7 protein-coding genes and 2 riboswitches are annotated in these 11,831 nt (G+C 44.3%); all 7 genes read right to left on the bottom strand.

Annotated features, from left to right (window positions below):
- Window positions 1-586: 586 nt before the first annotated feature.
- Entirely contained in the window at window positions 587-2,638 is a 2,052-nt protein-coding gene (gene ptsG, locus AR337_RS22340) for a glucose-specific PTS transporter subunit IIBC (RefSeq protein ID WP_059174269.1), read from the bottom strand.
- A gap of 202 nt (window positions 2,639-2,840) precedes the next feature.
- Window positions 2,841-3,683, bottom strand: coding sequence for a transcription antiterminator (locus AR337_RS22335; protein WP_059174268.1), 843 nt, complete (start codon window positions 3,681-3,683; stop codon window positions 2,841-2,843).
- 138 nt (window positions 3,684-3,821) lie between these two features.
- The gene (locus AR337_RS22330) at window positions 3,822-5,153 is read right to left on the bottom strand and encodes an NCS2 family permease (protein ID WP_059174267.1); all 1,332 of its coding nucleotides are present in this window, start codon (window positions 5,151-5,153) and stop codon (window positions 3,822-3,824) included.
- A gap of 130 nt (window positions 5,154-5,283) precedes the next feature.
- A riboswitch (purine riboswitch) is annotated at window positions 5,284-5,385 on the bottom strand.
- A gap of 81 nt (window positions 5,386-5,466) precedes the next feature.
- A complete protein-coding gene (guaA, locus tag AR337_RS22325) occupies window positions 5,467-7,056 on the bottom strand; it encodes a glutamine-hydrolyzing GMP synthase (protein WP_172797592.1) in 1,590 nt (529 codons plus the stop codon).
- Window positions 7,057-7,141: 85 nt separating this feature from the next.
- Window positions 7,142-7,243, bottom strand: a riboswitch (purine riboswitch).
- Between the two features lie 42 nt (window positions 7,244-7,285).
- Window positions 7,286-9,502 carry a transglutaminaseTgpA domain-containing protein gene (locus AR337_RS22320; protein WP_059174265.1) on the bottom strand — a complete coding sequence of 739 codons (2,217 nt, stop codon included), beginning with the start codon at window positions 9,500-9,502 and terminating at the stop codon, window positions 7,286-7,288.
- Entirely contained in the window at window positions 9,499-10,719 is a 1,221-nt protein-coding gene (locus AR337_RS22315) for a DUF58 domain-containing protein (RefSeq protein WP_059174264.1), read from the bottom strand. Before AR337_RS22315 ends, AR337_RS22320 begins: the two co-directional genes overlap by 4 nt.
- Window positions 10,716-11,675, bottom strand: a complete 960-nt coding sequence (locus AR337_RS22310; protein ID WP_059174263.1) for a MoxR family ATPase — start codon at window positions 11,673-11,675, stop codon at window positions 10,716-10,718. The genes AR337_RS22315 and AR337_RS22310 overlap by 4 nt, the downstream gene beginning before the upstream one ends.
- Window positions 11,676-11,831 lie beyond the last annotated feature (156 nt).

Here is an 11,831-nt window from a genome sequence, read left to right as displayed (position 1 = left end):
AGTGATCCGAAGATCACTATAATATTGTTTGTTGACGCTTGTTTGTTTAGTTTTCAAGGAACAAATTATTCAGTACAACTATTCTAGTATAACATTTTGTCGCCTGCTCTGTCAATAAGTTTTTTTCTCTATATTACTGAGTAAAAAACTCGGTTGGCGAGGCAACTTTCTAACTATAGCACCCAGTTACTTAGCTGTCAACCAGTTATTTTTTAAAAAACTTGGTATGAAAGCAGCTCCCGAATGGGTGTCTATTATAATATCACTGCTTCTTGTTACCGTCAACAAACTCTATGTTACCAATTTTTACCTAAGCTTATTTCCTGTATGCTGTTAACCTTCTTCTATTATATATCGAGTTTTTCCCAGTTGAATAATAATAATAAGGCAAGCGAATTGATCTTTCTCATTGCAGCAAGGGGACTAAAGTTCCCAAGGCTCTGGGCTCTCGTTGAAAAAGAATCACCCTTTTCCTTGGTGCCGCCGCAACCGTCCCTTGTTATGCTAGACAATATTAATCCGTTCTTATCTCCTTAAAAAAGAACCGGGTACAGATTAGATTAGCCCGGTTCTTTTCATTTATCATCTACTTTATATCAATGATTCCTTCTTCGCCTTTATCAACAGTTCCAAATTTCTTAATTTGAATGCGTTCGCCGCCATGAAGATTTGTAAATACAATTGGCGTAATTGTAGATGAAGCATTCTTTTTAATAAAGTCGAGATTAAACTTTAACAGCGGTTGGCCTTTTTTGACCATTTCATTCTCGCTAACAAGCGTTTCAAAACCTTCGCCCTTAAGGTTTACTGTATCAATTCCTACGTGAATTAAGATTTCCTTGCCGGTATTCGATAATATCCCTATCGCGTGTTTAGTAGGGAACAGATTAATGATTTTTCCGTCAGCTGGAGAAACAACAAGTCCTTCAGAAGGCTCAATCGCAAAGCCATCTCCCATCATTTTTCCTGCAAAAACCTGATCCGGCACTTCAGTAATTGATTTAATTTCACCTTTTAAAGGTGAAACAATTTCAAAATTCAGTCCGACATCAGCACCATTTACTTCTTCAATTTGCTTGAGAATTTCTGCGGATTGCCCTGCATCAACAGGTCTTGGTCTTTTTCCATTCATAATATCCTTCATTTGTCCTTTGATCGTTTCCGAGCGCGGCCCAAAAATGGCTTGAATGTTATTTCCGACTTCCATGACTCCCGCCGCACCAAGTTCTTTCAGCTTCTTTTTATCAACATTCCCTATGTCTTTGACTGAAACACGAAGTCTTGTAATGCACGCATCCAGATGGGCAATATTTTCTTTTCCTCCCATTGCTTCAAGAATATTGTATGGAAGGTCCCCCGATTTTCCTTGTTCTTTCTCCGGTGTTTCCCCTTCACCCTCTACCAGTTCACGGCCCGGCGTTTTCAAATTGAACTTAATGATTGCAAAACGGAATACAAAGTAATAAACAACGGCAAACCCAAGCCCTAATAAGATTGTAATCCACCAAGGTTCTCTCCCCGGCAGGACACCGAATAAGAAGAAATCAATCGCTCCGCCCGAGAAGGTATACCCCAAATTCACATCCAGCGCTGCCATTAATACGAAAGAAAGTCCATCAAGCAAAGCATGGATAACAAACAGGATTGGTGATACAAACATAAACAAAAATTCAATTGGCTCTGTAATACCTGTTAAAAAGGAGGTTAAAGCAGCCGACCCAAGCAATCCGGCAACTATTTTTTTCTTTTCCGTACGAGCTGTATGGTACATGGCTAAAGCCGCGGCTGGCAAACCAAACATCATAATCGGGAATTCTCCCGCCATAAAGTTGCCGGCAGTAATTTTCACCCCGTCCTTCAACTGAGAAAAGAAGATCGTCATATCCCCGCGGACGACTTGGCCGGAAGCTGTCGTATAGGAACCAAATTCATACCAGAATGGCGCATGGAAAATATGATGAAGCCCGAAAGGTATGAGCAAACGTTTAATAAATCCAAAGAAGAAAGCGGCAATATAGGTGCCGCTCCCCATGAGCCAGAGGGAGGCGCTGTTCATTGCATGCTGTACCGGAGGCCAGATGACCAGAAGCAGAAGGCCTGCCACTAAAGAAGCAGCCGCTGTAACAATAGGTACGAACCGCTTTCCTGCGAAAAACCCAAGAAACGAAGGCATCTCAATATCATGATAGCGATTGTAACAATACGCGGCAATGAGACCTACAATAATCCCCCCGAATACACCGGTTTGCAGAGTAGGGATCCCCAACACACTCGCAAAACTTGGATCCTCGGCGATCATGTCCGATGTAACGCCAAGCCACGAACTCATCACCTGATTCAAAACTAAATAACCAACAATAGCCGCAAGTGCAGCCGCTCCGTCAGCGGCAAGCCCGATTGCAACTCCGGCAGCAAATATCAGAGCAAGGTTGCCAAAAATAATTCCCCCAGCGTCCTCCATTACACTCGCAACCAGCTGCAGCCACTGCATATCAAGGAATGGCAAGTATTGAAGCGTCGATTCCTGCTGCAGCGCATTCCCTATCCCCAGCAGTAAACCGGCTGCCGGCAGAAGGGCTACCGGAAGCATAAGGGCTTTACCAACCTTTTGCAAAATGCCAAATATTTTCTTAAACATTGTATAGCCTCCTAAATGTTTATTGGCCATTAAAATAACCGCAAACTAAATAGCAAATAAAAAAGGCATGAACATAGAAAAGAACCGAACAGAATACGGAATACTAAACCCGTACGAGAGAAGGTTTTACTCTCTTTTTTCCATTCAATTCAATTTCTGTGCTCATGCCTGATCGAATCAGTAACACGCAAGAAAATGATTGCTATTTTGTTTTCTTTTGAAGCCGCTGCAAATGCATTGTCAGATAGACTGCCTCAGCATCATATACCGGCGATTTTAATGTTTGCTGCATTATTTTAATGAGCTTCCAGGACAAATTATAGCATTCAGGGTATTCCTTTTTCAATAGTACAGTTATTGCTTCAGGTTCCTCAACCTTTTCACCAGATTTGACACGTTCGATGGCAAAGCGCAAGTGGCGTACGAGCCTCATGTATTCAACGCTGTCTTTATCGATCGTTATCACGAGTTGCTCTTCAATCAATTTTACCAAAGTTGTCACAAGTTGAGAGTACTGGTTCACCTCTGAAAGTTCCCTGTTTGTCATAGCACTATGAATGTGAAGGGCGATGAAGCCTGCTTCCCCTTCCGGCAGATTAATCCCCGCATTCTCTTCAAACAATTGAAGAACAGCTTTGGCAATCTTATATTCCAGGGGATAAAGGGTTTTCGTTTCTATTAAAAATGGATTTCGGATTTCCATTCCATTTGCAACCCGGCTAACCGTGAACATTAAGTGGTCTGTAAGGGCAACATGGATATGTTCGTTCAAAGAACAGCCGGCTTCTCTTTTAATCAGTTCAATTGCAGAAATAATTAGCCGCTGCAAATCCTCTTCCAAGAATGGGAGAAGCTTTATATAATTCCTCTGTTCTTTCTCATCCTTAAGGACAAAGACTTTTTCTGCGGCTGAGGGATCGAGGCGGTCATTCTGTTTACGGCTAAAGGCGATTCCTTTGCCGATCAGGACGACTTCTCCATATTCCGGGTGTTCCGCAATCAGGACATTGTTATTCAATATTTTTTGGATGGCCAATGTTGACATAGATACTCCCCGCTTTTTTGCATAGTATTTTCATCCTATAAGAGGGGCAAGTTTCCGTCAACTAACTAGATTTGGCCTTTATCAAGGGTTGTTCAGAAATAAAAAAAAGAACCAGCCCAAAAAGCTGGTCCACAATCATTAATTGGTTAAGAAGATAAAATAAAGCAGGAAGATGATAAAGAAAATATACATAATTGGGTGAATATCTTTTCTTTTGCCCGCCACAAGCATTGTAATCGGATAGAAGATGAATCCTGCCGCGATCCCGGTTGCAATGCTGTATGAAAGAGGCATCGCAATGATCGTCAGGAAGGAAGGTACAGCAATTTCAAACCGTTTCCAATCAATTTTCCCAATGGACGAAACCATCAGGACGCCTACAATGATCAATGCTGGCGCTGTTACCGGCGCTGTTACGATGGACAGCAGCGGATAAAAGAAGAGCGCCAGGATAAAGCACAGCGCGGTGATCAGCGCGGCAAATCCAGATCGGGCACCAGATGCAACCCCGGCACTCGATTCAATGTAGGACGTTGTCGTGGATGTGCCAAAAACGGACCCAACCATTGAAGCAATCGAATCGGCAAACAGAGCACGGCCAGCACGGGGAAGTTTGTTATCTTTCATCAGGCCTGCCTGGTTGGCGACAGCCACAAGCGTACCCGCGTTATCAAAGAAATCCACGAAAAGGAAAGTCAGAATTATACCGAGCATTGCGGCTGTATAAAACGAACTATCATTAAAGGAAGTGAACAAAGCCCCGAATGTCGGCTCAAGGCTCGGAACCCTTTCGACAATTTTCGCAGGAGGATCGATAAGATTAAAGGCAATGCCTACAATAACGGTAACGATCATTCCATAAAAGACCGCCCCCCTGATGCCCCTCGTCATCATAATAACGGTAATCAACAGTCCAAAGATTGCCAAAAGTGTTTCGGGATTCCCCAAGTGGCCAAGGCCAACGAGTGTTGCATCATTTTTAACAATGATTTTTGCATTTATTAAACCAACAAAGGTGATGAACAATCCGATACCTGCGCCAACCGCATATTTGAGTTCAACCGGGATGGCATTGATGAGTTTTTCACGCCATCCTGAAATGGTCAGCATTAGGAAAAATACACTTGAAATAAATACAGCTGCAAGAGCATGCTGCCATGGAGCTCCGTGTCCAAGAACGACTGAATAGGCAAAAAATGCATTCAAGCCCATTCCTGGCGCAAGCGCAATCGGGTATTTACCGACTAACCCCATGATGATCGAACCAACGGCCGCAGCAAGCGCAGTAGCAACAAATACCGCTCCATGGTTCATTCGGACTTCATCAGGAAGCCCATCCACATTTTCGAGTGTTAATATCAGCGGGTTGACTACAAGGATGTAAGCCATGGCCAGGAACGTTGTCAGACCGCCGATAATCTCGCGTCGGTAATTTGTTCCCAATTCCTCGAACATAAAATACTTTTTCATATAAATCCCCCTAGATAAATGGTTGGCTTTTCTAAAGCTCTCTCTCTGAATCCGGGAATACAAAACGCCCCGGCAGAAGTTGCCGGGGCGTTGACAGGAAGCATGCATAAATAAACGGGCAGATAGCTCCCTTTATTCTTGCACACCTCGTAGTCAAGCCATTTACGGCAGCTTGGTAGAAACTTCTGGGCCATATCCCCAGTATTATACGAAGCAAAATATTAATAATAAGTACCTTGTCATTTTAACAGCTGCAAATGCCAACGTCAATAAAAAATGCGAACGTTTAACAATTTTTTATTATTATCGTTCGTTATTCCCATTCAATTGTTGCAGGCGGTTTGGATGTAATGTCATACACGACGCGGTTCACATGCGGAACCTCATTTACAATCCTTGTTGAGATGGTTTCAAGTACATCCCATGGGATACGGGCCCAATCCGATGTCATGCCATCAATAGAGGTAACAGCCCGGATGCCGATCGTGTAATCGTATGTCCTTGTATCTCCCATAACCCCGACACTACGGATATCCGGTAAAACAGTGAAGTACTGCCAGATTTCACGCTCGAGCCCTGCATTCAGAACTTCCTCACGCAAAATCGCATCAGATTCACGGACAATTTCAAGCTTGTCCTCTGTAATTTCACCTAGCACCCGGATACCAAGCCCCGGACCAGGGAATGGCTGCCTCCAGACGATTTCGTCTGGAATGCCAAGTTCAGTCCCCAAAGCGCGGACCTCATCTTTAAAGAGGGTGTTCAAAGGCTCGATTAGCGTAAACTGCATATCCTCAGGAAGGCCGCCAACGTTGTGGTGGGATTTAATCGTTTGGGCTGTTGCTGTTCCGCTTTCAATGATATCTGTATAGAGAGTGCCTTGTGCAAGGAATTCAATCCCTTCCAGTTTGTGCGCCTCATCATCAAATACATAAATAAACTCGTTTCCAATGATTTTCCGCTTTTGTTCTGGGTCTGAAACGCCGCTGAGCTTCTCCATGAACCTTTCCCGCGCATCCACTTTGATTACGTTCATATGGAAGCCATCGGCAAAAGTTTTCATGACCTGGTCTGCCTCGCCTTTTCTCAATAGGCCATGGTCAACAAAAATACAGGTCAGCTGGTCACCTATTGCTTTATGGATCAAAACGGCGACAACCGAAGAATCAACTCCGCCGCTAAGTGCACATAGGACTCTCTTATTGCCGACTGTCTGGCGGATTTTTCCCATCTCTATTTCAATGAAATTTTCCATTGACCAGTCTCCCCTGCATCCACATACGCCCAAGACAAAATTCTTGAGCAATTCAATTCCGTGCACAGAGTGGCGCACTTCCGGATGGAACTGGACGGCATAAAGCTTTCGGCCCTCATCGCTCATTGAAGAAATTGGGCAGGACGGACTGTCGGCATCTGCCGTAAAGCCCGGAGGCACAGCTGTCACAAGGTCGCCATGGCTCATCCAGACTACTTGGCTTTCAGGAAGCCCTTTGAACAAAGCAGACTCATTGCCAACTGAAATTGCGGCCTTGCCGTACTCGCGGTTCTTTGCCTTTTCAACCTTGCCGCCGAAATGTGCGGCCATCAATTGCATTCCGTAGCAAATCCCGAGAACCGGCAATCCAAGTTCAAAAATCCTTTCGTCACAGCGGAAGGAATTTTCATCATACACACTGTTAGGGCCTCCGGAGAAAATAATCCCCTTTGGATTGATTGCTTTAATTTCTTCAGCGGTAATTGTGTGCGGATGCAGTTCACTGTACACGCCAAATTCCCTGATCCTTCTTGTAATCAATTGGTTGTACTGGCTCCCGAAATCGAGAACAATAATCATTTCCTGGTTATGAAGCTCTGTTTTTCCAGTCAAGTTCTCCACCTCTTTCTCTTTTATTAGTATACACATAAAGCTTTTTCGCAATAAAAAAAACCGGAATTGCCCCCTTTTCCGTAAAAAAGAAGGCAGAATTCCGATTTTTAGGCAAAATTAATCCCGAAATTGCTGCCTTCATAGTCAGGCCATTTACGGTGGCCCGGTAGAGACTTTCGATCCTTATCATCGAGGATATATGAAGGGTAAGTACAGATTCAGTTATATTATTATTTAACCATTTTATCTGTACGCAAATTTCTGGTCAAGAGATTGTCTTTTTAATTAAATTTTCCCACAATTGTTTCGTTTCTTTCCACGTTCCTTCCGGCATTTCCCTTCTATACAAATACTGCTCATATCTCGAGGTAAGCTTTCCCATTTCCTTTGTCGAGAAGAAGCTGTCAACATAGCCAGCGTAATTCCTGAGTGTCTGTCCGTCCTGCATTGGGATCCCATACCTTCCAAGCTGCTTAAGGAGGATGAGATACGCCTTACTGAATTGCTCATCCTTCCGGGTAAGCTTATATCTGTAAATCAGGTAGAACGGAAGCCATTTACCCCTATAGCTGTAGGTAAACCATACCGCCGCCAAAAGAGCTGCTGCTCCTGCGGCAAGTTTTTTCCATTCCTTTTTGAAAAACAGCTTCATCTCGTCCAAAACACTTTTTTCCGCTTTTGCCTGGTTGACAGGGTCTTTCTCTTCCAGGCGGTCCAGTGGATTTTGCTTGTTACCATTATCTTTGGATGGAACCGCGGGATTATTATTCCGTTGAGGATCACTAGTTGTTTCATAATCAATTTGTATATTATTGGTGAATCCTTTAGTCGGCTCGAATGGAATCCAGCCAAGGTTCGGAAAATATACCTCGACCCATGAATGGGCGTTGTTGTTGGTGACTTCATAAAGCCTTTTCTCGTCATCGCCCTCGCCAAACGTCTTTAGTTCGCCATGTGTATATCCCTTTACCCAACGAGCGGGAATCCCCAGGCTTCTAAGCATTACCGTCATTGAAGTCGAAAAGTTATCACAGTAACCCGTTTTCGTATCAAATAGGAACTGGTCGACATAATCCTCCTGATTACCAGGTACGGCTACATTCTTTTGGTCGTAGGTAAATCCGCTGCCGTCAAAATAGTTCTCAACAGCCTTGGCCTTGTCATACCAATTCGTTTTGTCACTGGCAATATCCGCCGCGAGCGTCCTTACCCTTTCAGGCAGGTTTTCAGGGAGTTGAGTGTACCGTTTAATAAACTCTTCGTCCGCACCGCTATTATCGCTCCCATCAGCCCATCTTAACTCATCGAATTTATAGGCAGGTTCTTCAAAGATAAAGCTATAATCATCAAGTCGGGCGGGCTCGTTCCATGGCTCCATAGCCTGGATCTTTTCCGTTATATCATTGATGCGGAAGCTTACCTGGGACCTTGCAATAATTTTTTTGACGCCTTGAGGATACACAATATGTGGATATTTCAAATACATAAATACCTTTGCGGCTTTTTCTTTTCTTTTAACGCTTTCAGGATATCCGGGCAGAGGAACAGGGTCGTCCTGGCTAAAACCACTGCCGCCATTAATAATCTCCGAAAGGATCCATCCCTTTCCTGTATAAACATCCTTCGTTTCCACCCGCCAGTAATGGCGGCTTTCGCTATCCGCACGAAAGACAATCGTGTTATCAGGCAAAAATGGCCCTCCAAGCCTGGCATCGTTCGTACCGTAGCCTATTCTTGAAACACCGCCAGTCCCACTGCCGGCATTTTCGTTGAGTGATTTTAGAAACGGTACAGGATCCGGCCAGACAGGAGCAGCTTTCGGCGCCGCAAAACCCACCGCGGTGCTAAGGGCAATCATCCCTGCAAGCGCAGCGATCCATTTGCGGATATGCTTTTTCCCTTCGCTTAGGCCGCCACCGCCAAGCAGCCGAAAATATGTAAGCATTCCCATAACTGTAAAGCCAGCAATAACCGTTCTAACGATTGCCCCATTTCCTTTATAGCCCGTGAACGTATCCAGGACTGTGATATAGATGATCGTCATCAGGAAGAAAACAAAAATCCGGCGCCTGTTCAACAGCCAGTAGTGAACAAGGTAAACCATGAGCCATAATAATACAAAGAATAGAATAGTCCTAAAGACATTGGATAGCTGTTGGAAATCACGGCTGATCAAGAGTCCGATGTTCATGGTTATATCGTTAAGAAAATCTCCAACCCAGCCCGCTCTGAAAAATCCCCCATCAAAATAAAATCTGTAAATGGCATAAAGGATATAGAAGCTTTTGATAAAAAATTGCAGCATCCTTCCAAGCTGGAAAAAGGACGACGCAAACGCGATAACGAGGAAAATAATAAAAACTTCCATGTTATTTGTATCGGTTAGTTCCTCTAACGGCCTGAGCCATTCCCAAATGAGCAGGAAGCCGAGCCCATAAAAAAGCAAAGAGCCTAAATCCAGGTTGCCCTTATTCGCATTCACCGCAGGCTCACCTCCGAAAATGCCGAGTCAAACTGATTTTCATGTACGAGGATAACCCTGACGCCCCGGGCAATTCCCATCGCTTTTAAAGCCAGTTCCTCATTTGTAGGGGACTCTTTTTCATTTTTAATTAAAAACACCGTGACCATCCCCTTTTTATGGCCAAGATTGCCTGCTTTTTCAATCAACGCCCTGGTTAGATTAGAAGTCACAATCAAAGTTGTCATATTTTGGCCGGTGTAAAAAGTCTCCGCCTCAAGTACTGTATCGATTGTCACGGTACAGGCGGGCTGTATTTTCGCCAAATGGTAAAAAATTTGCTGAAGCTGGGCTTCACCGCCCCTGATAGGGAACGATGCCCTTTCCTTGCTGACAGTAAGCAGCCCAGCCTGGGCCCCCTTTTTCAAAATTGCCCTGGCAATTGACGCTGTAAAGGAAACGATTGCTTCAAAACGGCGTTCTGGGGAACAATCCATTACAATAAGCACATCATGCGATTGCCTTTGTTCAAATTCCTTCGTCATAATCTCGTTCCGCTTGGCGGAGGCCTTCCAGTTAATCCAGGAAAAGCGGTCGCCCGGCTGGTAATCCCTTACTCCGGTGGCCATAGTGGTATCCCTCTGTACCCTCTCCCTGGATGCGGCTGCCCCTTGGTCATAGTGGTTTTCGAAGGGGCGGTACAGCATTTCCGTATATGCTGGGTAGACAAGGATTTTATTTTCCGAATCAGTGCCTTTTTCTTTTTCAATCAAGCCCAGCAAATCTCCGGTCTTGAGTTTGATTGTGTGAAATGTATGCTCTCCACGAGGCAATTCATCTATCGTATAGTCAAAAGTAACTTCTTTTGAAAAACCGGGAAAAAGAAGCGCTTTCGTTTTTTCCATAGGAACGGCATTCATAAGAGAGTCGCTAAGCTTTTCTTCTGCAAGCAAATAAAATAACGGGAATGCCCTTTCCCTTTTCATAATCGTATGAACCTTCAACGGCTCACCTGCAACGAATTCTTGTTTAGGCAATTGCCGTTCTACTTCAATCCCGTCCTGGACTGAATAAAAAGCAACCGCGAGCGAGTAGGCTGCAAAAGGAAGAAAGCTGTAAAACAAAAACCAGCTGACAAATCCGCCCTGGAACATGGCATAGCAGAACGCTAGAATGACAAGGGCTAGGAGGATTAGCAGCTTCCATGTATGTTTAATTGCCCGAAATCGTTCTTTCATTTATTCACAAGCCTTTGGACAGGGACCGGTACCCTGGCAACAATCCGGTTGATGATTTCCTCAGCTGTGATTCCTTCGAATTTCGCCTCTGATTTCATGATAATCCTATGAGATAGGACATACGGAGCCAGAAACTGAATATCATCAGGAAGGACAAAATCGCGTCCGCAAATGAATGCATAAGCCTGGGCTGCCTTCATCAGGCCAATTGAACCGCGCGGACTCGCTCCAAGGTAGACGTTTTCATGAATTCTCGTCCGGTTCGAGATATCAACGATATACCGCTTTATCGTTTCTTCGACAAACACATTCTTAATTTCTTTTTGAAGGGTCCTAAGCTCCTCAAGGCTTACAACGGGCTCAAGCTCTTCAATAGGTGGTGTCTTCTGTGCCCTGTTCAGCACTTCCATCTCCTCATGGATTTCCGGATAACCCATTTTCATCTTTAGCAGGAAGCGGTCCAGCTGCGCCTCGGGAAGCGGATAAGTCCCTTCATATTCTATAGGATTCTGGGTTGCCATAACAAAGAATGGCTTTTCCAGGCGGTGAGTGACACCGTCAATGGTGACACTGCTTTCCTCCATCCCTTCCAGAAGGGCGGATTGCGTTTTTGGAGAAGTCCGGTTAATTTCATCGGCGAGGATAATATTGCCCATAATTGGGCCTGGCCGGAACTGGAATTCCATCTCTTTAGGATTATAAATAGACACACCTGTTACATCCGAAGGCAACAGGTCCGGCGTAAACTGAATTCTTTTAAAGGTTGCACCGACCGATTTCGCAAGGGCGCGGACCATCATCGTCTTTCCAACCCCTGGTACATCCTCCAGCAAGACATGGCCTTCGGCAAGAAGGGCGACCAGACTCAATTCAGCAACCTTTCTTTTACCAGTCATGACTTTTTCGATATTCGCCAGGATTCTCTCAATATTGAAGTTCATAATATCACGCGACATAGTTTTCCTCCCGCTTTCATATAATTGAAGTTTAAAAGACTATATAGTAAGTTTAACATATACGGAATAATTCTCTATATTCTGTCAAATCCCTGTACTTATACCGGATATGTTAGAAACCCCGTCATTATTTGACGGAAATGAATGGTAAAAAGT

Source organism: Bacillus sp. FJAT-27445, from assembly GCF_001510665.1.
Taxonomy (GTDB): domain Bacteria; phylum Bacillota; class Bacilli; order Bacillales; family Cytobacillaceae; genus Bacillus_D.
The sequence above is the reverse complement of the archived record's forward strand: the minus strand, read 5'-3'. Positions and strand labels throughout refer to the sequence as shown.